General features: G+C 68.4%; 25 protein-coding genes. 12 read left to right on the top strand and 13 right to left on the bottom strand.

Features of this window, described 5'->3' with window-relative positions; translation table 11 throughout:
* Nucleotides 1-98: 98 nt before the first annotated feature.
* The 3 genes from ACZ63D_RS16860 to ACZ63D_RS16870 are packed head-to-tail and all read right to left on the bottom strand — an operon-like array spanning nt 99 to nt 3,243.
* Entirely contained in the window at nt 99-1,250 is a 1,152-nt protein-coding gene (locus ACZ63D_RS16860; RefSeq protein WP_465355564.1) for an acetyl-CoA C-acetyltransferase, read from the bottom strand.
* A gap of 17 nt (nt 1,251-1,267) precedes the next feature.
* A complete protein-coding gene (locus tag ACZ63D_RS16865) occupies nt 1,268-2,068 on the bottom strand; it encodes an SDR family oxidoreductase (RefSeq protein ID WP_465355212.1) in 801 nt (266 codons plus the stop codon).
* Nucleotides 2,065-3,243, bottom strand: coding sequence for an acyl-CoA dehydrogenase family protein (locus tag ACZ63D_RS16870; protein ID WP_465355213.1), 1,179 nt, complete (start codon nt 3,241-3,243; stop codon nt 2,065-2,067). The genes ACZ63D_RS16865 and ACZ63D_RS16870 overlap by 4 nt, the downstream gene beginning before the upstream one ends.
* Nucleotides 3,244-3,340: 97 nt before the next feature.
* Between ACZ63D_RS16870 and ACZ63D_RS16875 the strand changes: the two genes are divergently transcribed.
* From ACZ63D_RS16875 to ACZ63D_RS16900, 6 genes are read left to right on the top strand one after another with little or no spacing between them, the layout of a single operon-like run.
* The gene (locus ACZ63D_RS16875; protein ID WP_465355214.1) at nt 3,341-4,219 is read left to right on the top strand and encodes an enoyl-CoA hydratase; all 879 of its coding nucleotides are present in this window, start codon (nt 3,341-3,343) and stop codon (nt 4,217-4,219) included.
* Nucleotides 4,216-5,370 (top strand): acyl-CoA dehydrogenase family protein, encoded by a 1,155-nt coding sequence (locus ACZ63D_RS16880; RefSeq protein ID WP_465355215.1) that lies wholly within the window; start codon nt 4,216-4,218, stop codon nt 5,368-5,370. The genes ACZ63D_RS16875 and ACZ63D_RS16880 overlap by 4 nt, the downstream gene beginning before the upstream one ends.
* A complete protein-coding gene (locus tag ACZ63D_RS16885) occupies nt 5,367-6,320 on the top strand; it encodes an acyl-CoA dehydrogenase family protein (protein ID WP_465355216.1) in 954 nt (317 codons plus the stop codon). The genes ACZ63D_RS16880 and ACZ63D_RS16885 overlap by 4 nt, the downstream gene beginning before the upstream one ends.
* On the top strand, nt 6,320-7,393 hold the full coding sequence (locus ACZ63D_RS16890; protein WP_465355217.1) for an acyl-CoA dehydrogenase family protein: 1,074 nt from the start codon (nt 6,320-6,322) through the stop codon (nt 7,391-7,393). Before ACZ63D_RS16885 ends, ACZ63D_RS16890 begins: the two co-directional genes overlap by 1 nt.
* Nucleotides 7,394-7,417: 24 nt before the next feature.
* Nucleotides 7,418-8,290, top strand: coding sequence for a CoA transferase subunit A (locus ACZ63D_RS16895; protein WP_465355218.1), 873 nt, complete (start codon nt 7,418-7,420; stop codon nt 8,288-8,290).
* Entirely contained in the window at nt 8,287-9,057 is a 771-nt protein-coding gene (locus tag ACZ63D_RS16900; protein ID WP_465355219.1) for a CoA-transferase subunit beta, read from the top strand. Before ACZ63D_RS16895 ends, ACZ63D_RS16900 begins: the two co-directional genes overlap by 4 nt.
* Nucleotides 9,058-9,062: 5 nt before the next feature.
* On the opposite strand, the gene ACZ63D_RS16905 is transcribed toward ACZ63D_RS16900, so the two are convergent.
* On the bottom strand, nt 9,063-9,674 hold the full coding sequence (locus ACZ63D_RS16905; protein ID WP_465355220.1) for a TetR/AcrR family transcriptional regulator: 612 nt from the start codon (nt 9,672-9,674) through the stop codon (nt 9,063-9,065).
* Nucleotides 9,675-9,747: 73 nt separating this feature from the next.
* On the opposite strand from ACZ63D_RS16905, the gene ACZ63D_RS16910 reads away from it, so the two are divergent.
* Entirely contained in the window at nt 9,748-11,310 is a 1,563-nt protein-coding gene (locus tag ACZ63D_RS16910; RefSeq protein WP_465355221.1) for an AMP-binding protein, read from the top strand.
* A 29-nt stretch (nt 11,311-11,339) separates the two neighbouring features.
* Here the strand turns inward: ACZ63D_RS16910 and ACZ63D_RS16915 are convergent, their stop codons facing one another.
* The 4 genes from ACZ63D_RS16915 to ACZ63D_RS16930 all read right to left on the bottom strand — a co-directional run bounded on the left by ACZ63D_RS16915 (nt 11,340) and on the right by ACZ63D_RS16930 (nt 15,250).
* On the bottom strand, nt 11,340-11,519 hold the full coding sequence (locus ACZ63D_RS16915) for a hypothetical protein (protein WP_465355222.1): 180 nt from the start codon (nt 11,517-11,519) through the stop codon (nt 11,340-11,342).
* A 235-nt stretch (nt 11,520-11,754) separates the two neighbouring features.
* Nucleotides 11,755-12,960, bottom strand: a complete 1,206-nt coding sequence (locus tag ACZ63D_RS16920) for an acetyl-CoA C-acetyltransferase (protein WP_465355223.1) — start codon at nt 12,958-12,960, stop codon at nt 11,755-11,757.
* A 13-nt stretch (nt 12,961-12,973) separates the two neighbouring features.
* Nucleotides 12,974-13,744 (bottom strand): SDR family oxidoreductase, encoded by a 771-nt coding sequence (locus ACZ63D_RS16925; protein WP_465355224.1) that lies wholly within the window; start codon nt 13,742-13,744, stop codon nt 12,974-12,976.
* A gap of 276 nt (nt 13,745-14,020) precedes the next feature.
* Nucleotides 14,021-15,250: an NADH:flavin oxidoreductase gene (locus ACZ63D_RS16930; protein ID WP_465355565.1), complete on the bottom strand. Its 1,230-nt coding sequence runs from the start codon at nt 15,248-15,250 to the stop codon at nt 14,021-14,023.
* A 165-nt stretch (nt 15,251-15,415) separates the two neighbouring features.
* Here ACZ63D_RS16930 and ACZ63D_RS16935 point away from each other — a divergent pair, with 165 nt between their 5' ends.
* A complete protein-coding gene (locus ACZ63D_RS16935; protein ID WP_465355225.1) occupies nt 15,416-15,691 on the top strand; it encodes a hypothetical protein in 276 nt (91 codons plus the stop codon).
* Between the two features lie 51 nt (nt 15,692-15,742).
* Here ACZ63D_RS16935 and ACZ63D_RS16940 read toward each other — a convergent pair whose 3' ends face one another.
* From ACZ63D_RS16940 to ACZ63D_RS16955, 4 genes are all read right to left on the bottom strand, one after another.
* Nucleotides 15,743-16,504 (bottom strand): SDR family NAD(P)-dependent oxidoreductase, encoded by a 762-nt coding sequence (locus tag ACZ63D_RS16940; RefSeq protein WP_465355226.1) that lies wholly within the window; start codon nt 16,502-16,504, stop codon nt 15,743-15,745.
* Complete coding sequence (locus tag ACZ63D_RS16945; protein ID WP_465355227.1) at nt 16,501-17,151, bottom strand: PaaI family thioesterase; 651 nt, start codon at nt 17,149-17,151, stop codon at nt 16,501-16,503. Before ACZ63D_RS16945 ends, ACZ63D_RS16940 begins: the two co-directional genes overlap by 4 nt.
* Nucleotides 17,151-17,924, bottom strand: a complete 774-nt coding sequence (locus ACZ63D_RS16950) for an SDR family NAD(P)-dependent oxidoreductase (protein WP_465355228.1) — start codon at nt 17,922-17,924, stop codon at nt 17,151-17,153. Before ACZ63D_RS16950 ends, ACZ63D_RS16945 begins: the two co-directional genes overlap by 1 nt.
* 445 nt (nt 17,925-18,369) lie before the next feature.
* On the bottom strand, nt 18,370-18,981 hold the full coding sequence (locus ACZ63D_RS16955) for a TetR/AcrR family transcriptional regulator (RefSeq protein WP_465355229.1): 612 nt from the start codon (nt 18,979-18,981) through the stop codon (nt 18,370-18,372).
* A gap of 276 nt (nt 18,982-19,257) precedes the next feature.
* On the opposite strand from ACZ63D_RS16955, the gene ACZ63D_RS16960 reads away from it, so the two are divergent.
* Together ACZ63D_RS16960 and ACZ63D_RS16965 are read left to right on the top strand one after the other, a co-directional pair.
* Nucleotides 19,258-20,031 carry a class I SAM-dependent DNA methyltransferase gene (locus ACZ63D_RS16960; RefSeq protein WP_465355566.1) on the top strand — a complete coding sequence of 258 codons (774 nt, stop codon included), beginning with the start codon at nt 19,258-19,260 and terminating at the stop codon, nt 20,029-20,031.
* A 223-nt stretch (nt 20,032-20,254) separates the two neighbouring features.
* Nucleotides 20,255-21,073 carry an IclR family transcriptional regulator gene (locus tag ACZ63D_RS16965; RefSeq protein WP_465355230.1) on the top strand — a complete coding sequence of 273 codons (819 nt, stop codon included), beginning with the start codon at nt 20,255-20,257 and terminating at the stop codon, nt 21,071-21,073.
* A gap of 194 nt (nt 21,074-21,267) precedes the next feature.
* Here ACZ63D_RS16965 and ACZ63D_RS16970 read toward each other — a convergent pair whose 3' ends face one another.
* Nucleotides 21,268-22,179 carry a LysR family transcriptional regulator gene (locus ACZ63D_RS16970; RefSeq protein WP_465355231.1) on the bottom strand — a complete coding sequence of 304 codons (912 nt, stop codon included), beginning with the start codon at nt 22,177-22,179 and terminating at the stop codon, nt 21,268-21,270.
* Between the two features lie 453 nt (nt 22,180-22,632).
* Here ACZ63D_RS16970 and ACZ63D_RS16975 point away from each other — a divergent pair, with 453 nt between their 5' ends.
* Complete coding sequence (locus ACZ63D_RS16975) at nt 22,633-23,031, top strand: DUF1508 domain-containing protein (protein ID WP_465355232.1); 399 nt, start codon at nt 22,633-22,635, stop codon at nt 23,029-23,031.
* Nucleotides 23,032-23,166: 135 nt separating this feature from the next.
* Entirely contained in the window at nt 23,167-24,246 is a 1,080-nt protein-coding gene (locus ACZ63D_RS16980) for a substrate-binding domain-containing protein (RefSeq protein ID WP_465355233.1), read from the top strand.
* Nucleotides 24,247-24,451: the final 205 nt, after the last annotated feature.

The raw sequence follows: 24,451 nt of genomic DNA on the forward strand, positions 1-24,451 counted from the left end.
AAGGTACTCTTTCCAGCCTTGACAAGCCTCTCCGCGCGTAGTCACAATCCAGCTTCGGGGTGCCCCACGCAACCAATCGCCCCAAACAAAACCGCAGGCTAAAGACGCTCCAGAACAGTCACATTAGCCTGCCCACCCCCCTCACACATCACCTGCAACCCATACCGCCCCCCACTCCGCTCCAATTCATGCAACAAAGTCGTCATCAACCGAACCCCAGTAGCCCCGATCGGATGCCCCAACGCAATCCCGCCCCCATTGACATTGACCTTCTCATGCGGCACCCCCACCTCCCGCATCCAAGCCAGCACCACCGGCGCGAAAGCCTCATTGCACTCGAACACATCAATATCCCCCACCGACAACCCAGTCTTGGCCAACGCCCGCTGTGTAGCCGGAATAGGCGCAGTCAACATCCACACCGGATCCGCCCCGTACACGCTGATGTGATGCACCCGAGCCCGCGGCGTCAACCCATGCTCGCGCACCGCCTTCTCCGAAGCGATCAATAAAGCCCCAGCCCCATCACTGATCTGCGAAGCGACAGCAGCGGTAATCGGACTGCCTTCCTCCAACGGCTTGAGCCCAGCCATCTTCTCCAAGGTAGTATCCCGCCGCGGCCCCTCATCCACGGAAAACTCCCCAACCGGCGAAATCTCCCGCGAAAACCGCCCACCGTCAATCGCAGCCAACGCCCGGCGATGACTCTCGTACGCGAACTCCTCCAGCGACTCCCGCGAAAGCCCCCACTTCTCCGCGATCATCCGCGCCGACCGGAACTGGGAAATCTCCTGCTCCCCATACCGTGCCACCCACCCCGGCGACTCCGCGAACGGCGTGCTGAACCCGAACTGCTGCCCCACCACCATCGCCGAAGAAATCGGAATCGCGGACATATTCTGCACGCCCCCGGCGACCACCACATCCACAGTCCCCGACAGCACTCCCTGCGCCGCGAAATGCACCGCCTGCTGACTGGACCCGCACTGCCGGTCCACAGTCACCCCCGGCACATGATCCGGATACCCCGCCACCAGCCAAGCAGTCCGAGCGACATCACCGGCCTGCGACCCAATCGTGTCGCAACACCCGAAAATGACATCATCCACAGCCCCAGGATCAATCCCAGTCCGCCGAACAAGCGCACGAATCGCGTGCGCCCCCAAATCCGCCGAATGCACCCCCGCGAGCGAACCACCCCGCCGCCCCACCGGAGTGCGAACCGCATCGACCACATATGCCTCAGGCACGAAATCCTCCAGCCGGATCAAGGATGCTGACTGCTCACCGAGACGACTTCACCAGTGAGATAAGACGAATAAGCACTAGCGAGAAACACCATCACATTGGCGACTTCCCACGGCTCCGCGGCCCGCCCGAACGCCTCGCGCTCCTTCAATTCAGCGAGCAGTTCAGCGGTAGTGACCTTCTCCAGAAACGGATGCATCGCCAAACTGGGCGACACCGCATTGACCCGAATCCCAGCCGCAGCCAGGTCCATCGCCGCCGACCGGGTCAACGCCATCACCCCAGCCTTGGCCGCCGCGTAATGCGCCTGCCCTTCCTGAGCCCGCCAGCCGATCACCGAAGCATTGTTCACGATCACCCCGCGGTAACCGCGAGCGATCATCCGCCGTGAAGCCGCCCGGATACACCGAAACGTCCCCGTCAACGTCACGTCCAGCACCAACGACCACTGCTCGTCAGTCATCTCGGTAATCGACGCCGTACCGCCAAGCCCGGCGTTGTTCACCATCACCTCAACCCCGCCGAACGGCTCGGCAGCGTCAAGCAACGAAGCGACCTGTTCCTCCTTGGTTACGTCGCACACCACCGACACGACCCGCTCCGCCCCGAACTCCGCGCCCAGCTTGGATTCCGCCTCCGCAAGCCGCCGCTCGTGCGTGTCCCCGATGACGACCGCCCGAGCGCCTTCCTCCAAGCACCGCCGAGCGACCGCAGCCCCGATACCCGCACCCGCCGCCGCGGTCACCACCACTACGCGCTCGGCAAGCAACCCATGCCCCGGCACGTACTCCGGCGCGGGCTGTTCCGGTTTAACGCTCACGGTCGCGGCTCCCTAGGCAGGCCGAGCACCCGCTCGGCAATGATATTGCGCTGGATTTCGTCCGAACCGCCGTAAATCGTGTCGGCCCGGCTGAACAAGAAAAGCGTCTGCTGCGCATCAAGCTCATAAGAACCACGAGCGGTCAACGCCGAACCCCCGCGGACCTCCATCGCCAACTCCCCCAGCTCCCGATGCCACCGAGCCCACAACAGCTTCGACACCGAAGCCTCCGGCCCCTGCGACCCAGCTTCATACGCACTCAGCGTCCGCAACGCATGCACCCGCAGCACTTCGAGCCCCACAAAGGCTTGCGCCAGCCGGTCCCGCACCACCGGATCGTCATAACGCCCGTTCGCCTTGGCGGTAGCGACCACACCCGCCAGCTCTCGAGCGAACCCGACCTGCTGCCCGATAGTCGACACCCCGCGCTCGAACCCGAGCGTCGCCATCGCGACCCGCCACCCGTCCCCGGGCGCGCCGACCACCAGCGACTCCTCAGTGCGCGCACCGTCGAAAAAGACCTCGTTGAACTCGCTGGTCCCGGTCAGCTGCCGGATCGGCCGCACCTCGACCCCGGCCTGATCCATCGGCACCAGCAAATACGACAGTCCGGCATGTCGCCGGGACCCCGGCTCGGTCCGCACCACCGCGAAACACCACTGCGCGTGCTGAGCGAGCGACGTCCAGATCTTCTGCCCGTCGATCACCCACTGGCCGCCCTCCAGCCGGGCCCGCGTCCGCACCCCGGCCAGATCGGAGCCCGCCCCCGGCTCCGAATAGCCCTGGCACCACAGCTGCGTGACCCCGACGATCCCCGGCAGGAACCGCCGCCGCTGCTCGTCCGTGCCGTGCGCGATCAACGTCGGCCCGAGCAGTTCCTCGCCAAGGTGGTTGACCCGCGCCGGAGCGTTCGACCGGGCGTACTCCTCGTGGAAGATCACTTGCCGCAGCAGGCTCAGCCCGCGCCCGCCGTGCTCGACCGGCCAGCCGAGGCACGTCCAGCCGTGCGCCGCCAGATGCTGGTTCCACGCCTGCCGCTCCCGCGGCGCCTCGTGCTCGCGCCCGGATCCGCCGAGGCCCTTCAGTTCGGCGAACTCGCCCGCGAGGTGGTCGCCGAGCCATTCGCGCACCTCGGCGCGGAACTGCTCGTCCTCGGGGGTATAGCGAAGATCCACCCGTCCTCCTGGTCCGCCGTCGCCCGGTCCCGTCACGCTACCAAACCAAGCACTTGTTTGGTAGCATCGCCGCCGGACCGAGAAGGAGTGATGCGCGGTGGGCGGAGCCGAAGAAAGCACTGACGAGCAGGTCGTGACCTACGAGGTGCGCGGTCCGGTCGCGGTCGTCACGCTGAACCGGCCGCGGTACCGCAACGCCCAGAACTCGAAGATGACCTACGCGCTGGACGCCGCGTTCAAGCGGGCGGTGGACGATCCGGACGTCAAGGCGATCGTGCTGGCGGGCAACGGCAAGCATTTCTGCGCCGGGCATGACATCGGCACCCCCGGCAGGGATGCCGACCAGAGCTTCGAGCGCAAAGCGGTTATCTGGTGGGACCACACCGACCGGGCCGGTGTCGATTCGCGGTTCGCCCGCGAGTCGGAGGTTTACCTCGGCATGTGCCGGCGGTGGCGGGAGATCCCGAAGCCGGTGATCGCGATGGTTCAAGGCGCGTGCATCGCGGGTGGGCTGATGCTGGCCTGGTCGTGCGACTTCATCGTGGCATCCGACGACGCGTTCTTCTCTGACCCGGTCGTGCGGATGGGCATCCCGGGCGTCGAGTATTTCGCGCACCCCTGGGTGATGAACCCGCGTGCGGCGAAGGAGTTTCTCTACACCGGCGACCGGTTCACCGCCGACCGCGCTCAGGCGCTCGGCATGGTCAACCACGTCGTGCCGCGCGCCGAACTCGAAGAGGCGACGTTCGCAATCGCCGAGCGGATCGCGCAAATGCCGCAGCTGGGTCTCGCGCTGACGAAGAAGGCGGTCAATCAGGCCGAAGACCTGATGGGCATGCGGTCCGGAATGGACTCGGTGTTCGGCTTGCACCACGCCGCGCACGCGCACAACGCCGAGCTGGACAGCGATTCGCTCGCCGGGCTCGACGCGCGTTCCATGGCGAAGGCCAACAAGAAGGCCGCGGGAGAGTCATGAGCCCGGAATTCACCGCCGAGGAAGAAGCGTTCCGCGCGGAAGCCCGTACCTGGCTAGCGGAGAACAGCCCCGGACCGTTGCCGTCGATGGACACTGAGGACGGAGCCCGCGCACACCGCGAGTGGGAAGCGAAACTCGCCGAAGGCCGATGGTCCGTGGTCACCTGGCCGGCCGAGTACGGCGGCCGCGACGCGACGCTCACCGAGTGGGTACTGTTCGAGGAGGAGTACTACCTCAGCGGCGCGCCGACCCGGATCGCGCAGAACGGCATCTCGCTGCTCGCCCCGATCATCTTCCAGCACGGCACCGACGACCAGCGTCAGCGCCACCTCCCGCGAACGGCCAACGGCACCCGGATCTGGGCGCAGGCCTGGTCCGAACCGGAGGCGGGCAGCGACCTCGCCGAAATCCGCAGCACCGCCGTCCGCGACGACGAGCGCGGCGGCTGGGTCCTCAATGGACAGAAGATCTGGAGTTCCCGCGCTCCGTTCGCGGACTGGGGTTTCGGCCTGTTCCGCTCCGATCCGGACGCCGAACGGCATCGCGGCCTCACCTACTTCCTGTTCCCGCTCGGCTCCGACGGCGTCACCGTGCGGCCGATCGCACAGCTCGACGGCGACTGCGGTTTCGCCGAGATCTTCTTCGACGACGTCTTCGTGCCTGATCAGGACGTTCTCGGCGGGGTCGGCGACGGCTGGCGGGTCGCGATGAGCACGGCGGGCAACGAACGCGGCCTGTCGCTGCGTTCGCCGGGCCGGTTCCTCGCGGCGGCGGACCGGCTGCTGGACCTCTGGGCCGAGCGCGGCGCCGAAGCCCCGCACCTGCGGGACCGCGTGGCCGACGCCTGGATCAAGGCCGAGTCCTACCGGCTCTACACCTGGGACACCGTCGACCACGTCCAGCACGGCGGCGACGTCGGCGCGGCGGGCAGCGTCAACAAGCTCTTCTGGACCGGGCTCGACCTGGGCATCCAGGAAACCGCGCTGGACCTGCTCGGCGCGGGCCAGGAGCTGCGCGGACGCTGGATGGAGGACTACCTGTTCGCCCTCGGCGGCCCGATCTACGCCGGCACCAACGAAATCCAGCGCAACATCGTCGCGGAGCGGCTGCTCGGCCTCCCCCGCGGCGACCGCGGGAGGGCACAAGCATGAAGTTCCGGCTGTCCGCCGAACAGCGCGCGTTCGCCGAAGCGCTGGACGCCCTGCTGGGCGCGGCCGACGTCCCCGGCGTCAACCGGTCCTGGGCGGCCCACCGGCCGGAATCCGGGCTGCTGCTGTGGAAACAACTGGCCGAACTGGGTGTCACCGCGCTCGGCGTGCCCGAGGAACACGGCGGAGTCGGCGGGACCCCGGTCGACCTGATCGTGGCCTTCGAGCGGCTCGGGTACCACGGCGTACCAGGTCCGGCGATCGAGTCGATCGCCGCCGCGCCCGCGTTGCTCACCGACGCGTCGTTGCTGTCGAGGCTGGCTTCCGGCGACGCGATAGCGACCTTCGCCAGCGCGCCGGACACTCCGTACGCGCTGGACGCTGATGTCGCGACGGACGTCTTCGTGGTCGGGAATTCTTTGGCCCCGGCGGAAATCGGCCGCTCATTGCAGTCCGTCGATCCTTCCCGTCACCTTTTCGAGGTGACCGCAACAGCGAAAGCTCATCCGCTTTCCCCTGGTGCCAGGGAAAAAGCCCTCGATCTAGCCAGCCTCGCCTGCGCGGCGGAACTGCTCGGCTGCGGCGAACGGATGCTCGCCGACACCGTGGCGTACCTCGGCCAGCGACGGCAGTTCGGCCGCGTGATCGGCGAATACCAAGCGCTCAAACACGCTGCCGCGGACGTCCGGGTGGCACTTGACTTCGCCCGGCCGCTGGTGCTCGGCGCGGCCCGCGAGCCGAGCGCCCGCGCGGTCTCGGCGGCGAAGGTCGCGACGTCGGACGCGGCTCAGCTCGCCGCGCGCACCGGCCTGCAACTGCACGGCGCGATCGGCTACACGCTCGAATGCGATCTGAGCCTGTGGCTGTTGCGCGTCCGGGCGCTCGTGGGCTGCTGGGGCACGCCGTCCGTGCACCGCGCGCGGGTGCTGGAGAGCCTGACGAGGGGCCGCTGATGCGTTTCGCGTTGTCCGATGAGCAGCGGGAACTCGCCGCCGCCGTCCGCGGGCTGGTCACTCGGCGGGCGGCGAAGACCGACCTGCGGGCGGCGATCGACTCGCCAGCCGGGTACGACACCGAGCTGTGGTCGGCGTTGTGCGAGCAGATCGGCGTCGCGGCGCTGGCGATTCCCGAGGAGTACGGCGGGGCCGGGTTCAGCCTGTTCGAAACGCATGTCGTGCTGGAGGAACTGGGCGCGAGCCTGACGCCGTCACCGCTGCTGGGCTCCGGAGTGCTTGCCGCACAAGCCTTGCTGGCCGCTGACGCGCCTGAGTTGCTCCCCGAGATCGCGGCGGGCGAGGTCGTCGCGCTTGCCTGGGCGGATCGTGCCGGACGGCACCGAACCGACGGCTCGGACGTGGTCGCGTCGGAAGGAATCCTGAACGGCACCGCGACCTTGGTACTGGACGGCGCACAGGCGTCGCACCTGCTGGTGGTCGCGATGGCCGACGGACGCCCCGCGTTGTTCCAAGCCGAGGTCACCGCCGAGGCGACCCCAGCCGTTGACCAGACGCTTCGGTTCGCGCAGGTCGAATTCCGCGACACCCCAGCGACGCTGCTCGCCGCCGACTTCACCGAAGCGCTTCCCAGGCTGCACGCCATCGCCGCGATCGCTTGCACCGCAATGCAAGTCGGCGGCGCACAGTCCTGTTTGGACCGTACCGTCGCGCATCTCAAGGAACGCGAGCAGTTCGGCCGCCCGCTCGGTTCGTTCCAGGCGTTGAAACACCGGGTCGCGGACATGCTGGTGCGGGTCGAAACCGCGCGTTCGATCTCGTGGGCAGCCGGATTCGCGGCCAGCAACGGAAACGACCTCGTGCAGCAGGCCGCGTACGCGAAATCCTGGTGCAGCGAAGCTTTCTCCGCGGTGGCCGCCGAAACCGTCCAGCTGCACGGCGGAATCGCGATCACCTGGGAGCACGACGCCCAGTTGTACTTCAAACGAGCGCACGCACTGGCACACCTCTTCGGCGACGCCCGGGAGCACCGCGCCCGGCTGCTGGAGGGCGGCCGCGCGGTGCCCGCCTGAGCAGCCGAAACAATGGAGGAATGAATGGGCGGCAAGTCCATGACACTGGACGGCGTCACCGAGTACGTCCGGTCCGGGATGACCGTCGGGATCGGCGGCTGGGGGTCGCGGCGCAAACCGATGGCGATGGTGCGCGAACTGCTGCGCAGCGACGTCGAGGACCTCACGCTGGTCACCTTCGGCGGGCCCGAGGTCGGGTTGCTGTGCGCGGCGGGCAAGGTGCGCCGGGTGATCTACGGGTTCGTCTCGCTCGACACGATCCCGCTCGACCCGCATTTCCGCGCCGCGCGCGAGGGCGGCCGGGTCGAGACGACCGAGTACGACGAGGGCATGTTCGTCGCCGCGCTGCGGGCGGGGGCGAACCGGCTGTCGTTCCTGCCGACGCGGGCCGGGCTGGAAAGCGACGTGCTGCTGATGAATCCGGAACTGCGCACGGTGGCGTCGCCGTATGACGACGACGTGTACATCGCGGTCCCGGCGGTGCGCCCGGACGTCTCGTTGCTCCACCTCAACCGCAGCGACACCCTCGGCAACGCCCAGTTCCTCGGTCCCGACCCGTATTTCGACGACCTGTTCGCGATGGCGTCGGACAAAACCTTGCTCAGCGTCGAAAAAATCGTGGACACCGAAGACCTCACCGCCACTGAGCGGTCGACGTCGCTGCTGATCAGCAGGATGTTCGTGAACGGCGTGATCGAGGCCCCGAACGGTGCGCACTTCACCTCGTGCGATCCGGATTACGGCCGCGACGAAGCGTTCCAGCGGCATTACGCACAGTCCGCACAGGACGAACAATCGTGGCAGCGCTTCCGCGAGACATACCTGACCGGCGACGAGGCCAGCTACCACGAAGCAGTGCGCGCCTTCCACCGCGCGACCGAGAAGGAGTCCGCATGAGCGCCCCCGCAACCCGCGCCGAGGTCTGCGTCGCCGCGTGCTCCGATGCGTGGCGCGGCTCCGGCGAGGTGCTGGCCCACGCGGTCGGCACGGTCCCGGCGATCAGCGCACGGCTGGCCCGGCTCACCCATTCCCCCGAGCTGGTGCTGTCCGACGGCGAATGCCATCTCATGGCCGATCCGCCCCCGCTGGGCAAAACCGCCGCGGCGGGCGGCACTGTCGAGGGCTGGGCTCCGTTCGGGCGGATCTTCGACATCCTCAACACCGGGCGGCGGCATTCGATGATGGGCGCGAGCCAGCTCGACCGGTTCGGCAACCAGAACATCTCGCTGATCGGCGACTGGCGGAAGCCGAAACGCCAGCTGATCGGCATGCGCGGCGCGCCGGGCAACACGGTCAACCACCGCACCGACTACTGGGTGAGCCGGCATTCGAGCCGGGTGTTCGTGGACCGGGTGGACGTGGTGTCCGGTGTCGGCAACGACCGGGCCCGCGCGCATCCGTCGACGGCGCTGCGGTTCCACGACCTCGGCGTCGTGGTGACCGACCTGGCGGTGCTCGACTACGACGAGGACGGACGGCTCAAGGTGCGTTCGCTGCACCCGGGCGTCACCGCGGACGAGGTGCGCGCGAACACCGGCTTCGAGCTGGATTTCAGCGGTGCCGGGGTGTCGCGGGTGCCGGACGAGCAGGAACTCGAGCTGATCCGGACTGTGCTCGACCCGTCGGGCGCGCGGGACCGGGAGGTCAAGGAGTCCCGGTCCTGAACCGCTCAGCCGGCGAGCAGCCCGCCGTACAGCATCGCGAGGTACTGCTCCGCCACGACGTCGTGGCGGAGCTTTCCGCGCGGGTTGTACCAGCGGACCGACGACCAGACGGTGTCCCGGATGAACCGGTACACGAGGCTCACCTCGAGGTCGTCGCGGAAGTCGCCGGTCTCCCGGCCCGCTTGGAGCACGCCGAGCCACAGTTTTTCGATTTTCAGCGACGTCTTTCCGACGAATTCGAAATCGGCGAGGCTGCCGACGACGGCCGATTCGTTCTGGTAGAGCGCCACCGCGAACGGCCGCTCGTGAATCGTCGCGAAGGCGGTGTGCACCAGCGCGTCGAACTTCTCGCGCGGCGTGCCGTCCTTCCCGGCGATCCCGGCGAACGCGGCCAGCAGGCCGTCCATGAACTCCTTGAGGATTTCGCGGAGCATGTCCTCCTTGGACGCGAAATGGTGGTACAGGCTCCCGGAAAGGATGCCCGCCTCGTCGGCGATGTCGCGGACAGTGGTCTGGGAGTAGCCCCGGGTCGCGAACAGCTGAGCGGCGATGCCCAGCAGCTCGCCGCGCCGGGTGCCGCCGTTCTTGGCCGGGGCCCGGCCGGTGCGCGGAGTCATCGCATGGATCCCTTCCTGCCCGCTGCTTTCCCCTATGCTACCGAACAAGCACTTGTTCAGTGAGGAGACCCGCGTGCCGACACCTCGCACGATGCCCGCGCTGCTCGATGAAGCCGCAGGTCGCCACGGTTCCGGAACAGCTGTGGTCGACGGTACGACACGGCTGTCCTGGACCGGATTGCGGGAGCAGGTGCGGGTCGTTTCCCGCGCGCTGGCCGCGGTCGGGGTCCGGCCCGGGGACCGGGTCGCGGTGTGGTCGCCGAACCGGGTGGAATTCATCCTGACGTTCCTGGGCGCGCAGTGCCTCGGCGCGGCGCTGGTCCCGATCAACACGCGGTACCGCGGCGAGGAAGCCCGCGTGGTGCTGGAACGATCCGGGGCTTCGGTGCTGGTGCTGTGCAACGGATTCCTCGGCAACGACTATCTCGGAATGCTGACCGAGGCCGCGGCCCGTTCGGGTGATTCCGGCGCGGTGCCCGGACTTCCGCGGCTGCACACCGTCGTTGATCTCGGTCCGGACGGCGTTGCGTTGCCGTGGAACGAATTCCTAGCCGGAGCGGAGACGGTGCCGGTGGTCGACGAGACCGCGGTGACGCCTTCCACGGTGGCGGACATTCTGTACACCTCGGGCACCACCGGCGTGCCCAAGGGCGTGATGAGCACGCACGCGCAGACAATCGGGGTCGCGGACGTCTGGGCGAAAGGCGCGTCGCTCACCCCCGCCGACAATTACGCGATCGTGAATCCGTTCTTTCACTCCTTCGGCTACAAAGCCGGGGTCGTCGCGGCGATCACCGCGGGCACGACGATCTACCCGGTGCCGACCTTCGACCCGGTCGCGCTGATGGAGCTGATCGAGCGAGCTGGCATCTCAGTGCTGCCCGGTGCTCCTACCATCTTCACCACGCTGATCAACCACCCGCGCCGCGCCGAGTTCGACCTGTCGTCGCTGCGGTTCGCGATCGCGGGCGCGGCTTCGGTGCCGGAGAACCTGTTCTCGGACATGCGGGAAATCCTCGGCTTCGAGCAGGTCGCGCAGGCGTACGGGCTCACCGAATGCGTGGTCGCGACCCAATCGCGGCCGAACGAAGACCCGCGGCACGTCGCGCACACGACCGGTCCGGCAGTGCCCGGGCTGGAGATCCGAGCAGTCGACGACGAGGGCAAGGACGTGCCGGTCGGCGCCGACGGCGAGATCCTGATCCGGGGCGAGTTCGTGATGCTCGGCTACTTCGACGACCCGGAAGCGACCGCGGCGGCGATCGACTCCGGCGGCTGGCTGCACACCGGCGACGTCGGGCAGCTGGACGAGCACGGGTGCGTCAAGATCACCGGTCGGCTCAAGGACATGTACACCGTGGGCGGGTTCAACGTTTACCCGGCCGAGGTGGAGAACGTGCTGAGCACGCATCCGGACGTCGTGGAGGCCGCGGTGATCGGCGTGGACGACGAGCGGATGGGCTCGGTCGGCCGCGCTTACCTGACGCTGCGGGCGGGGGTCGAGCTGGACGCGGAGGCGCTGCGCGAGTACTGCCGGGAGCGGCTGGCGAACTTCAAGGTGCCGCGCGAGTTCGTGGCGATCGCCGAACTGCCGAGGAACGCCAGCGGGAAGATCGTGAAGCGGGAGCTGAGCTGAGGTCTGCGCCGGTCGCCGCTTGAGCCGGGTCAGGTCTGGACTGCCCGCCGGGCGATCTTCGCGTCTGGTGGTTGCCGCCATCGGAACGTCAGTACTTCGTGGTTCGCGGTCAGCCGCGGCACGTCCGGGAGCTGAGCCGGGTAGACAGCGAGTAGCTCCCGGCGTTTCGGCCGCACGAGGGCGAACCCGGCCACGGCCGCGAAGGTCACATCCTGCGCGTCGTTTCCTCGCGAAGTTCGCGCCGCCCGGCAGCTCCCACTGCTACCGCCAGCTGTCGAACACCATCAACACAGTCCCAGCGTGCCGGACGACCACCAGCGACGCTGCCACGCTCTCCAGCCCGTCTTCCGCAACGAACCAGCACGTTGCCCGCACGATCGCGGATCGGCAGCGCGGTCATGCATGCATCCACCCGCGCCGGTGCCGTCCTCGCTGCGATCTTCGTCAGGCGAGCCGCTCCAGCACCATCGCCATGCCCTGTCCGCCCGCCGCGCACATCGTCTCCAGCCCGAAGGTCGCGTCTTTCTCCTGGAGGCCGTGCAGCAGCGTCGTCGCCATCCGCGCGCCGGTCGAGCCGAACGGATGCCCTAGCGCGATCGCCCCGCCGTGCACATTGACGCGGTCGAGTTCCAAGCCCAGCTGGTCGACGCACGGCAACACCTGCGCGGCGAAAGCTTCGTTCATCTCCACCAGGTCGATGTCCGCAACGGACAGTCCAGCCCGCCCCAACGCCTGCCGGCTCGCCTCGACCGGCCCGAGCCCCATGATCTCCGGGCTCAACGCGGACACCCCGGTGGCGACGATCCGCGCCAGCGGCTGGATACCCAGCTCGCGCGCCCGGACGTCGCTCATCACCACGAGCGCGGCCGCCCCGTCGTTGAGCGGGCAGCAGTTCGCCGCGGTAACCGTCCCGTCTGGCCGGAACACCGGCTTGAGTTGAGATATCTTCTCGAGCGTCACGCCCGCTCGCGGACCGTCGTCAGCGGACACCACACTGCCGTCCGGCAACGTCACCGGGGTGATGTCCTTCTGCCAGAACTCCCCGGCCGCTTCGGCGAGATTCTGGCTGCGCACCGCGAAGGCGTCCTGGTCCGCCCGGGACACTCCACAATGGTCCGCGACGTTCTCCGCGGTCTCGCCCATCGCGATGTAGACGTCCGGCAGCGCACCGTCTTCCCGAGGGTCTGTCCACTGCAGACCCCCAGCCGCCCGCTTCTCCGTCACCGCCATCGCATCGGCGTACAACGGGTTCTTCGTGTCCGGCATGCCGTCTGCTTTCCCTTGGGAGAAACGGGAAACACACTCGACCCCCGCCGAAACGAACACATCGCCCTCGCCAGCACGGATAGCATGCATCGCCATCCGCGTGGTCTGCAGTGAAGACGCGCAGTACCGGTGCACCGTCGTGCCCGGCACCGTGTCCAGTCCGAGCCGCAGCGCGACCATCCGCCCAAGGTTGTACGCCTGCTCCCCGGCCGGTTGCGCACAACCGAGCATCAGGTCGTCGATGCGGCCGACTTCCGGAACCGCGGCCAGCGCGGCTTCGACCATCTGCGCGGCGAGGTCGTCCGGCCGCAAATCCTTGAGGGAGCCCTTGTATGCCCGCCCGATCGGCGAGCGGACGGCGGAGACGATCACGGCTTCGGGCACAGCGGAGTCCTCCTCAGGCGTTCGGGGTGTGCTGGAGGAAGGCGGGCCATTCGCCGCCCCCGTCCACATTGAGCACCGCGCCGCTGACGTGGCTCGCGAGCGGCGACGCCAGCAGCAAACAGGCTTGGCCGACCTCGGCCGGCGACGCGAACTGTCCACGCGGAATCGTCCGGGCTACCGCGTCGCGCTGCGCCGCATCGCCGTAATGGTCCTCGGAACCCGGCGTCTCGACCAGTCCGCAACTGACCGCGTTGACCCGCACCCGCGGTGCCCACTCGACCGCCAAACTGGTCGTGAGACTTTCCAGCGCCGCCTTCGCCGCCCCGTACACCGCCGTGCCGGGACTGGGCCTCCGCGCCGAGATGGACGTGACGTTCACCGCCGACGCCCCGGGCGTCTCGCTCAGGAGCGGATGGGCCGCCTGCAGCACGTACGCCGCGGCCAGGAAGTTGAGCTCGTTGATCTTGCGATGAAACCGCGGCGACGCCTCGGCGAACTGCGCGAACGGCGCACCGCCCGCGTTGTTGACCACGACGTCGAGCCGTCCGTGCCGCTCCCCGATCTCCTTCAGCCACGACTGCACCTGCTCCGGCTCCCGCACGTCCACCCGCGTGAACCGGGGCTCGCGGCCGTCCGCCTCGCGGAGGGTTTCGGGTTCGGTGCGCCCGCAGATCTCGACCTGCGCGCCCGCTTCGAGGAATGTCGCCACGATGCCGTCGCCGACTCCGCGCGCGCCCCCGGTGACCAGGACGACGCGACCAGTCAGGTCGAAGCTGACAGGCATGCTGCTCCCTTCTCGCCGGGAGTCAGCGTACCAAACAAGTGCTAGGTTGAGTGCCGAAGATTTTCCCGGCACCCGAGGCAATCCGGCAGGCACCGGGGTGTGGTGGGCCGCCGTCTCGTCGCGCTGGGATCTCATCGATTCCGCTGCCGCTGTTGAGACCTCGATCGAGCCAGCCGGTGGACCCCTCGCCACGGACGGCGTGGTCGAGATGTTCACAACCCCAGGCCTCGGCTGCGTAAAGCCGTCACCCGCAGGCATGAGCGGCGTCCTCGCCCTTCAGCCCACGTAGCCCGCAGCCTGCCCCCACTCCGCGCCCCGGGTGGTCTTCCGATCCACCAGCACACACCGAGTCCCGGTGAAGTTCGTCGGCATGCATTTGTTGCAGTGAATGCACAACGACGGCGTCCCGGGCTCCGCCGCGATCCGGTTCACCAGATCCGGCTCGCGCAGCAACGCCCGGCCCATCGCGACGTACTGGAATCCCTCCCGCATCGCCAACTCCATCGACGCACGGTCAGTGATCCCGCCGAGCAACACCATCGGCAGCTTCACCGCGGCCCGGATCTGCCGAGCGTCTTCGAGCAGGAACGCGTCCCGGTAAGGATATTCGCGGATGAACCGCTTCCCGATCATCCGCACGCCCAGCCTCAGCGGCTGGGGCAGCACCGCCGCGAACTCGCGAACCGGTGCGTCTCCTTTGAAGAGGTACATCGGGTTCAGCAGCGACGAACCGGCGGTCATCTCAAGCGCGTCGCAGGTGCCGTCGGCTTCGAGCCACTGCGCCACCGGGATCGCCTCGTCGAGCCAGAACCCGCCGGGCACGCCGTCGTCCATGTTCATCTTCACGATCACCGCGATCCGGTCGCCAACCGCGTCACGCACCGCCCGCATCGTGTCGCGCGCGAGCCGAGCACGGTTTTCCAGCGAGCCACCGTATTCGTCGGTGCGGCGGTTAAGCTTCGGACTCAAGAAGGAACTGATCAAATAATTGTGTCCTAAGTGGACCTCAATGGCGTCAAACCCGCACTCGATGGCTCTTTTGGCCGCGTCGGCGTGAGCACGTTTGACGCGTTCGATACCGGCATGGTCGATTTCCTTCGCGAAGCTGAGCGACGCCCGCTGAAAATACCGGCTCGGGGCGAGCGCGGGCAGCCCGTTGCCCTTCGGATCCGCGACCGGCCCAGCGTGCCCGATCTGCGCCGAGATCGCCGCTCCCTCGGCGTGCACCGCTTCGGTGAGCACGCGCAGCCCCGGCAGCGCCTCGTCGCTCCAGTAAACCTGATGCCGGTCGGTGCGGCCTTCCTTGGCGACCGCGCAATAGGCGACCGTCGTCATCCCGACGCCGCCCTTCGCGTAGCCGACGTGGAAATCGACCAGATCCCGGGTGACCCGGCCGCGATGGCTGAGCCCCTCGTAGGTCGCCGCCTTGACGACGCGATTGCGCAACCGCACCGGCCCGAGCCGCGCGGGCGCCAGCGGGTCGGTCGGGTCGGTCGGGTCGGGCATCGTGGAGGTCACCTGGTCACGGTAGGAAACGGAGGACCTGGCCCGCTCCGGCGATCTCGGTGACCGGGAGGCACCGACCGACGGGAGCCACTGACTGCGGTAACGCTCCGGCCGGACTCGGCGACTCTTGTTCACCCGTTCCTGCTCCGCCGAAGGAGACCGACGATGACAGACCTCAAGCCCCGTCCTCGCTATCACGCCGACGCGTTCACCGGACCCGCCGCAGTCGCCGAGCGGCTCAAAGAAGCGTCCGAGACCGACGGGCCGACGGACTACGCGAACCGGATCAACCTGGAGATCCTCGGCCAGCTCGCGGCGATCCGGAGGCACGCGCTGATCATCGCCACCATTGTCGTGCTGTGGGCGATTCTCACCTCGATCGGAATCATCGTGATCATGGCCCATCTCCCGGGCAGCAGCTCCCCCGTCTATCGCTACTGAGAAACCTCATCTCCAGCGCCCAAGTTGACTATGACACCGTTCTCAGCGGGTTCAGCCGAAAAAGGCCTGCCCGCCGTCGAGCGGCACAGTAGCCCCGGTCAGGTAGCGCAGATCCGAGCCGACCAGCGCGACGACAGCGCGGCCGATGTCCTCCTCGCATTCCCCGATCCGGCCCATCGGAATGGTCGAGACGAATTCAGCGGCCTCTTCAGGATTGTGCTCAGTCCACCATTTCAATCCCGGCGACAGCGCATGCGGCGCGATCGCGTTGACCCGGATCCCGTCGCGTGCCCACTCCACCGCGGCGGTACGCGACAGCGAGCGCAAGGCTTGTTTCGCTGCCGCGTAAGCACCATAGGTGGTGGGATCCCAGCGCACCATCGCTGAAGTGACCAGATTGACGATCGAACCGTCACCGGTCGCCTTCAAATGCGGATGAGCCGCCTTCATAAACGCGAACGCCGCGAACGGGCCAGTCTCGAAACCGCGTACAAACTCTTTATCGCTCATTGTGAGCAACGGCCCGAACGCACCGGAATACGCATTATTGACCAGAATGTCCAGCCGACCGAATCGTGAAACGACCGCCTCGACAACCCCGGAGATCGACTCAGTGTCCGCGACATCGCACTCGAACGGTTCCGCGGCAGCACCCCGCTCCCGGATGAGGCGGCAGGTCCCGTCCAGTTTGCCCCGCGTGCGCCCGAGAACCGCGACCGACACCCCCTCCACCGCCAGCGCCAACGCGATTCCTTGCCCGACGCCTTGTCCCGCGCCGGTCACCAGGGCCACCCGGCCCGCGAGCGTGTTCATCGGCCTCCTTCGTCTTGAGCGACCGGACGCGCGACGTGTTTCGCCACGAAAATCCCGTCCGCGGAAACGCATACCTGACCGTCGGCGAGAATTTCGCCAGTCGTGCGGATCCGGCGGCCTTCGCTGGATTCCTGCCGCGCGCGGATCGTCAATTCCTCGAACAGCGGCGTCGTCCGGTGGTACCGGACGTTGAGCGTGCCAGTCATCCCGTCCGGCCCGGGCCCCCAGCTGTTGGCGACGCCGAGCGCGTGATCGAGCAACAGCGCGGAAATCCCGCCGTGCACGCAGCCCGGCGGCCCCTGATACGGCAAACCGAGCGTCACCGTGCCGGTCACTGAACCGTCCGGCAATCCGTGCAGGCGCAACGGCGGCGCGAGCGCGTTTTCCGGTCCGGTAACGGGATCGTGACGCGGTCTCCCCGCCCACATTTCGATGAATCGCTCCTGCCGCTCCGGCGCGTATTCTTCGAGCTGGCTGGCGATCCGGTCGAGGTCGCGGGCGATGTCCGCCATCGGCGCAGCACTGTCCGCGCCCACGTGCACCAGCGCGCTGACCACCCGGCGGGCCGCCGCGACAGCAGCGTCAATGCCGTCGTCATTGGGCACCGGCGACAATGGGACGCCCGGGCTTTCGGCGTAAGTCGTCATCAGTAGTGCGCCGCCGGACGAAGGGTCGCTTCGGCACCGCCGTCGACGTAGACGACCTGGCCGGTGATGTGCGTGGTCGCGGCGTCAGCGAAATAGGCCAGAACTCGCGCGACATCTTCCGCGTCCGCGTAACCGTGCAGCGGCATCGGAACAGCCTTATCCATCACCGCTTTCATCCTGGGATCCGCGAAAAGCGCTGCGGTCATCGGCGTCCGGACCACACCGGGCGCGACCACGTTGACCGCGATTCCCGCGTCCGCCCAGCCCGCCGTGACCGACGTCCGGCGCGCCCATTGCGCGAGCGCGGACTTCGAGGATGGGTACAACTGGAACGCGCGATTGTCCGCGATCGCCTCGCGGGCAGCGATCAACGCGGTTTGCTCTTCGCCGCGCAGGCAAGCGTCGACCACCGCAGGATCGTACGGCTGGGTGCCGGAGATCGAGCCGACCAGGACCACGCGCGGAGCCTCGGATTTCGCGAGCAACGGCTGCAGCGCTTCGACGAACTCGGTGCTGCCGAAGTAATTCACCGTAGCCATCGCTTCGCCGGGGTCCGACGTACCAGCGCATGTGATCACCGCGTCAACGTGCCCGGTGCGCTTGCCGACTCCCTCGGCGGCGTCGGCGCGGCCTTGCGTGGTGGAAAGGTCCGCGTCGAGGTCGCTGCCCGCGAGGTCGACGCCGAGGACCCGGTCGCCGCGCTCGGCGAGAAGGCCGCAGACCGCCGCCCCGATCCCCGAACTCGCACCGGTGACGACGACGGTGCGCGACATGAGGGCCTCCTGCGGTGGGATACCGGAACGGCCGCGAGGCTACGGGGACGCCGCGGCACCCGACGGGCTGATCCCGGTCACCGGGAGAATCTGTCCGGGTTGGTCATCGGGGAGGGCGGTTCGGCTAGCTCGACCGGGACGCTGTTTCTACGGCTGAGATCTCAGCGCGCAGGGGTGAATACAGCAACGCGGCTGTCTAGTCGACGGGCAGCCTGGCGCAGGTCAGCTCGGGTGAGCCCGGCAGTGCGACAATCGGGCCGCCTGAGATACCAACCCACCGAACCGCCACACCACAACCACACCGTCACCGCGCAAACCGCCCAGCTCAGCTATGGCAACCGGCACGCCAGCATCGCCCCGCCTCAGCTCAGAGCGACCCCAGCAGCACCACAACCGCACCAGCTGAGATACCAACCCGACGAACCGCCACACCACCACCGCACCGTCACCCCGCAGACCGCCCCAACTCAGCCAGCAGCAACCGGCACGCCAGAATCGTGTCTGCCTCCGCTTCCTCCGCAGTGATGTGCCCCGTCAGTTGCGAGGTCAGCACGCCGTACCAGGTCTGCTCGATCAACCGCACCAGGCGGCGGTCGTGCTCGCTGGCCTCGGTCACCCCGGCGACGCGCAGGATCAGATCCCCGAATGCAACCGCCGCGGCCAAGTTCGGCGATTCTCCCGCGACGGTCGCGTTGTTCGACTGCAGCATCGCCTGCGCGAGCCGCGGGCGTTCCAGCAGGCGGCGGGCGGCGTCGACCAGCACGCGTGCGACCGCCTCGGCTGGTTCCTGGCCGGGTTCGACGGGGACGCTGTTGCGGTCCAGCTGCTGGATCTGGCTGTGCAGCAACGCGGTGAACAGGACCGTTTTGGACGGGAAGTACCGGTAGAGCGTGGCGATGGCGACGCCAGCATCGCGGGCGACGTCGAGCATCTGGATCCGGTCGAGGCCGTGCTCGGCACCGTGGTCCGCGGCTGCTCGCAGGATGCGCCGGTAGCGCTCCTGCTGCGCGGGCGAGCTCGGCGTGGCCGGCGCCCGGTTTTCGGCGACTCTCGGCACCGCGACTCCTCCGCTCGTGATCAGGCCATTCTCGCGCACGATCCTCTCACCGGACGCCGCCGCTACCGGTGAGTGGGACGGCCGCACCCTGGTTCGATTCCTTCGCCGACGCCGGATACGAACACGGGTTTCGGCCGTGGCGAAGACGAATACGCGCGAATCCGATGCTGGTTCCCAGGGGGTGCGCCCGCCGCGCTGTCCGGGTGGACAGGTACTGCGTGAGGACGGTTCGGCGGTGGAAGGTCTTTACGCCATCGGCAATCCATGAGCCGGAAAATGACCTGCGCGCCAGTGATCAAGTCGGTTACCGTCGCCGATGTGGAGGACTACTTCGGGGAAAATGTCGCTGCGAGATATGACGCATCATCCGCCGAAATGTTCGCTCCGGAAGCGGTGAATCCGGTAGTCGACGTCCTGGCCGGGCTCGCCGGTGACGGTCGCGCGCTGGAACTGGGCGTCGGCACCGGCCGGATCGCTTTGCCGCTTGCCGCGCGTGGAGTGCCGGTCTCCGGGATCGACCTGTCGTCCGCGATGGTCGCTAGGTTGCACGCCAAACCGGGCGGCGACGCCATCGACGTGACGATCGGCGACTTCGCGACGGCTCGGATCGCCGGGGCTTTCTCGGTGGTGTATCTGGTGTACAACACGATCGAGAACCTGACATCTCAGGAAGCGCAAGTGGCATGTTTCCGCACTGCCGCGGCGCATCTCGAGCCGGGCGGGTGCTTCGTGGTCGAGGTCGGGATACCGCAACTGCGGAAGCTGCCTCCTGGGCAGACCGTCGTGCCGTTCGACCTGAGCGCGACACATTGGGGATTCGACCAGTACGACGTCTCGACGCAGTCGATGAGTTCGTACCACGCGCGGGTGGCCGACGGCCGCGGAGAGTTCCGGGCGATTCCGTTCCGGTACGTGTGGCCCGCCGAGCTGGATCTGATGGCGCGGCTGGCCGGGTTGCGGCTGCGCTCGCGGTGGGAGAGCTGGGGCGGGAAGCCGTTCGCCCACGAAAGCGAGCAGCACATCTCGATCTGGGAGAAGCCGAGGGGTTGAGCCGTCCGCGGAGGAACAGCACTGCGGAGTCGGCCGTTTCGAGCCAGACCCGTGCATCTGCCCGGCATGACCTCCGCCGTGCACGACCGCGGACACGAGCGGGTTCTCCCGCTGATCGGGAGCTTTGCCGCAGTCGTGACCCGTCGCATGTTGACGCCGTGCTCGGGCACCGTGCTACCGTCCGAACTAGAAATGATTTCAGTTCGTCCGCGAGGGGCACAGCATGGCGGTGGTCGCGATCGAAACGGACTCTCCCGGCCCGGACGCCCCGCCGAAGCACACGCTGCCGCCGTCGATGGTTGAGCGGATGACGCTGATCCTCGACGCCTTCGACGCGCCGAGCACCCGGCTCACCCTCGAACAGGTCGCGCGCACGACCCGGCTCCCCCGTTCGACCGCGCACCGCATCCTCGACCAGCTCGTGCGGCTGCACTGGCTGTCGCATTCGTCGTTCGGCTACGCGCTCGGCGCCCGGGCGCTGGATCTCGGCGGCACCGGCGGCGGCCACCTCGAACTGCGCGAAGCGGCCGCGGCCGTGCTGCACGAATTGCAGGTGCGGACCGGGCTGGTCGCGCAGCTGGCGATCCTCGCCGGCGCTGACGTCCGGTATCTCGACAAGCTTGGCGGCCGGTTAGCCGCGACTGTCCCGTCGCGAGTCGGCGGTCGCGCGCCCGCGCAGTGCACCGCGCTCGGCAAGGCGATGCTCGCATGGCTGCCCGCCGAAGAGGTTGAAGACCGGATCACGCCGACGCTCGGCCGCCAGATCAGCCGGACGATCTGCGACCTGGCGACCTTGCACCGCGAACTCGGCCGGATCCGTGAGCGCAGCGGCCTCGCTTTCGAACGCGGTGAGTATTTTTCCGATATCTCATCCGTCGCCGTTGCCATCCGAGGCCCGGAAGGTCCCGAGGCGGCGATCTCGCTGGCCGGGGACGCGCATACGGCGCTGGAGCGGGTCGCGCCGCTGGTCGTGGCTGCCGCGCGGCAGGTCACCCAGGAGCTGTACCCGATGGTCCGGCTGCGCACGGCCGAACCTGCCTGAGCACGACTGTCCACAAAGGAACCACGGGCCACTGAGATATCACGGGCACCATCTGTCAGGCCAGCTCCAGGTAGTGGTCGGCGCAGCAGTTCCCCCAGAAGTACCGCACCCATTTGCCGCGCCCCACGGCCGTCGAGCCGCCGTGCGGGATCCACAGCATTCCACCGCAGCACCAGAAGCCCGTACCGAACGGCCTATCGCGGGGTCCGCAGCAACCGCTGCGCCTCTTCCTCCAGCGCGCGCACCATCGCCACCGCCGCCGCCCCCGGCTGTTCCCCGGTCACTGCCCACAGCGAGCGCCGCAGCCCGCCGCATTCGTCGCGCACCGGGATCCACCGGACGTCGGCGGGCAGCGAATCCGCCGCGAAACCGGGCACCAGCGAAATCCCCAGCCCGGCGGCGACCAGCCCCAGCCGCGTCGGCCACGCCCGCACCGCGAACGCGACGGACGGACCGGCGATGCCCGGCCACGTCCCGAATTCCGGAGAACCGCCCGCGCCGACGATCCACTGCTGTTCGGCCAGTTCGCCCGGTTCCACCCAGCTGCGCCCGGCGAACGGATGCGTTTCGGCGACCGCCACCCCGTAGCCGATTCCGCTGCGCAATTCGGTGCGGCGCAAGCTGTCGAAATCGTATTCCGGCAACCCGTCCCCGGTCACGGCCACCGCGACGTCGAGGCGGCCGCGGCGCAGCGACTGCAGCTGCGCCGGGGTCGCGGATTCGGCGAGCTGTACCTCCACGCCCGGATGCGCGTACAGCAGCCGGGAAACCGCCCGAGGCAGCAGCACCGCCGACGCGGCCGCGACCCCGCCGACCGAGATCCGCCCGGCCAGCCGGTCGCGCAGCCCGGCCAGTTCCTTTCCGGCCGCGCTCACGCTGTCCAGCACCCGGCCGGCATGCCGGATCAGCACTTCTCCCGCTGTCGTAGGGCGGATTCCGCGCGCGTGCCGTTCGAACAACGCGGTTCCGGTAGCGCGTTCGCTCGCCGCGATCTGCCGCGACACCGCCGATTGCGTGTAGCCGAGCCGGTGCGCGGCAGCACTGAACGACCCGGTGCGGGCCACCTCGACCACGACCCGCAGGCCGGTGAGCGTCAGATCAGCCATTCCGCCAACCATATCCGAAACGAACGGCCCCGGGCGTCCACAGTAGACACCGGCGCGGCCCCTTCCCTTGACCACGGCGCGAAACTGCCCGGCGAACCGGGGTTTTCGCGCCCCGAAGGACACCGAGCGTGCCCCAACTACCCTGTCGCGGGTGCCGCCGAACGCCGGAATCGCGGTTGCGGCGAACAGCCGAACCCGCCCCGAACCGCCGCGCGGGCGAAACATCCGCGCGGGAACGGACGATGTCCTTGCCAGGAGTGGCGAAGAGAATCTTCAGCGTGACCGTCGGCCGGCGGTCTACTGTGGAATTCCCGTGCCCACTCGCTGTTCACCGGGTGGCCGTCGCCGCTTAACCGCTGACGGTAACTTTCCGGCGCCGTGCCCGCGATGTCCCTTCTGACTGCGGCGGCTTGTCACCGGACGGCCGTCCGAGCCGGACTGAGGTTGCGACCCATGAAAAGCGCTCGAAGTCCACGTCGGACTCCCCGGTTCCAGCTGATCGGCGGCCCGGGAAACGCGACGAGATGGCGGCTTCTCGGCACGAACAACGCTTCGCTGGGGCTGGGTACTGTCGATTACCGAAACGGGGAGGAATGCGTTGCGGCCATCCGGTGGCTGTGCGCGAACATCCCGCGCACGCGCATGGAATTGACCCACGACCACGGAATCGACTGGCGGTGGTTCCTGCGCGCGGGCAGCGGGACGATCGCGTCGGCGAGCCACGCCTACGGCCGCCGCATCGAAGCGCAGCACGGATACGAGAGATTCGTCGCCGCGGTCGGGGAAGCGGCGGAATTCGCGGCGGAGGGCCGGATCACCGACTGGCGCACGAAGTACCGGCTGCCCGGCTGAACGCGTTCGTCGGGCATTCACTGCCGCGCCGTCGGGCGGGAACGCGACCGCCGGGGCGCTGTTCGCCGAACCCCGCGAAGTTGGTCTCGACCACGGAATCCCGTGGTCGAGACCAGACAGAAAGAGTACAAACTGATGCGTGCTCGTACTGCCCGGTTCGCGGGCGTCTCCGCCGCGATCGCCGCGGGAGCGGCCCTGCTCTTCCCGGGGACCGCCGGCGCCGTCCCCGGCCCGAACGGAGCCAAGGAGGTCATCGCGGCCGTCGGCTCCGACACGATCGCGGACGTCACGTCCGCGGTGTTCGCCGCCGCGAACGGCTCGGCCGCGAACACCGACCCCGACAACTACGTGAACGTCCCGCCGGTTCTCCAGGGCGGCTCGTTCGTCGTCCCCGGCGACAAGTTCAGCCCGGGCACGACCTACAACGCCACCAACCCGCCGCCCAACGGCTCCACCGCGGGCAAAGCCGCGCTGGCCGCCAGCGCCTCGGCGGGCAACGGCGCGGTCGACGTCGCCCGCTCCTCCTCCCCGCGCTCTTCCTCCGACCCGGCGGAATTCCAGTACTACGCGTTCGCCAAGGACGGCGTGTCCTGGGCGGCTTCGTCGACCGGCGCGGGAGCCGGCGTCACCTTGACCCTGGCCCAGCTGCGCGGCATCTACAGCGGCACCATCACCAACTGGAACCAGGTCGGCGGCGCGAACGCCCCGATCGCCGTCTACCTGCCGCAGGCCGGATCCGGCACGCTGTCCTTCTTCACCAACACCGTGCTCGGCTTCGACCCGACCACCAAGCCGGTCACCATCAACCGGTTCCAGGAGAACGAGGGCAACACCATCCCGGCGGCCGCGCAGGCGAACGCGATCGCGCCCTACTCCGTGGCCCAGTGGGTCGCGCAGGGCAACGGCGTCGTGAGCGACAAGCGCGCCGGCTTCTTCGAAGGCACCCTGACCGGTGCCGGTTCGGACGGTGCGCCGGTTTCGGGCTCCGCCCCGAACTTCGCCCCGGCGTTCGCCGACGGTTTCCTCGGCGCCCGCTTCGTGTACTACGTGCTGGACACCCGCTCGCCGTCCTACGGCGCGGCGCTCAACGCGGTCGGCTTCGACGACGCCGGTCCGAGCCCACTCTGCAACGGCAGCCTCGCCGGCACGCTGAGCCAGTACGGTTTCAAGCCGCTGGCCGCTGACGACACCGGTGTCACCTGCACGCTCAGCTGACGCACGCACCACCAGACCGGCCCGGCCGGGGGAGTTCTTCCCCGGCCGGGCCGGTCCTGTTTCTCCGGAGCCCGGCGCGTGCGGCACAGCCCCCGCACCGATCGGCAAGTCTGAATCGCGCTGGCCAGCTCAGCCTCAAGCGGCAAGCCCGGCGCCGTCGCACTCCCGCCCACAGCCGAATTCCACGGCTTCGCCAGCAACACCT

This window comes from Amycolatopsis sp. NPDC104775 (assembly GCF_055583325.1).

What these genes read in the sequence shown, in the direction of transcription:
- ACZ63D_RS16880 (WP_465355215.1), top strand. Translation starts at nt 4,216, where the DNA reads ATGAGCCCGGAATTCACCGCCGAGGAAGAAGCGTTCCGCGCGGAAGCC.
- ACZ63D_RS16885 (WP_465355216.1), top strand. Translation starts at nt 5,367, where the DNA reads ATGAAGTTCCGGCTGTCCGCCGAACAGCGCGCGTTCGCCGAAGCGCTG.
- ACZ63D_RS16890 (WP_465355217.1), top strand. Translation starts at nt 6,320, where the DNA reads ATGCGTTTCGCGTTGTCCGATGAGCAGCGGGAACTCGCCGCCGCCGTC.
- ACZ63D_RS16895 (WP_465355218.1), top strand. Translation starts at nt 7,418, where the DNA reads ATGGGCGGCAAGTCCATGACACTGGACGGCGTCACCGAGTACGTCCGG.
- ACZ63D_RS16900 (WP_465355219.1), top strand. Translation starts at nt 8,287, where the DNA reads ATGAGCGCCCCCGCAACCCGCGCCGAGGTCTGCGTCGCCGCGTGCTCC.
- ACZ63D_RS16905 (WP_465355220.1), bottom strand. Translation starts at nt 9,674, where the DNA reads ATGACTCCGCGCACCGGCCGGGCCCCGGCCAAGAACGGCGGCACCCGG.
- ACZ63D_RS16925 (WP_465355224.1), bottom strand. Translation starts at nt 13,744, where the DNA reads ATGCCTGTCAGCTTCGACCTGACTGGTCGCGTCGTCCTGGTCACCGGG.
- ACZ63D_RS16930 (WP_465355565.1), bottom strand. Translation starts at nt 15,250, where the DNA reads ATGCCCGACCCGACCGACCCGACCGACCCGCTGGCGCCCGCGCGGCTC.
- ACZ63D_RS16935 (WP_465355225.1), top strand. Translation starts at nt 15,416, where the DNA reads ATGACAGACCTCAAGCCCCGTCCTCGCTATCACGCCGACGCGTTCACC.
- ACZ63D_RS16940 (WP_465355226.1), bottom strand. Translation starts at nt 16,504, where the DNA reads ATGAACACGCTCGCGGGCCGGGTGGCCCTGGTGACCGGCGCGGGACAA.
- ACZ63D_RS16945 (WP_465355227.1), bottom strand. Translation starts at nt 17,151, where the DNA reads ATGACGACTTACGCCGAAAGCCCGGGCGTCCCATTGTCGCCGGTGCCC.
- ACZ63D_RS16950 (WP_465355228.1), bottom strand. Translation starts at nt 17,924, where the DNA reads ATGTCGCGCACCGTCGTCGTCACCGGTGCGAGTTCGGGGATCGGGGCG.
- ACZ63D_RS16960 (WP_465355566.1), top strand. Translation starts at nt 19,258, where the DNA reads ATGACCTGCGCGCCAGTGATCAAGTCGGTTACCGTCGCCGATGTGGAG.
- ACZ63D_RS16965 (WP_465355230.1), top strand. Translation starts at nt 20,255, where the DNA reads ATGGCGGTGGTCGCGATCGAAACGGACTCTCCCGGCCCGGACGCCCCG.
- ACZ63D_RS16970 (WP_465355231.1), bottom strand. Translation starts at nt 22,179, where the DNA reads ATGGCTGATCTGACGCTCACCGGCCTGCGGGTCGTGGTCGAGGTGGCC.
- ACZ63D_RS16975 (WP_465355232.1), top strand. Translation starts at nt 22,633, where the DNA reads ATGAAAAGCGCTCGAAGTCCACGTCGGACTCCCCGGTTCCAGCTGATC.
- ACZ63D_RS16980 (WP_465355233.1), top strand. Translation starts at nt 23,167, where the DNA reads ATGCGTGCTCGTACTGCCCGGTTCGCGGGCGTCTCCGCCGCGATCGCC.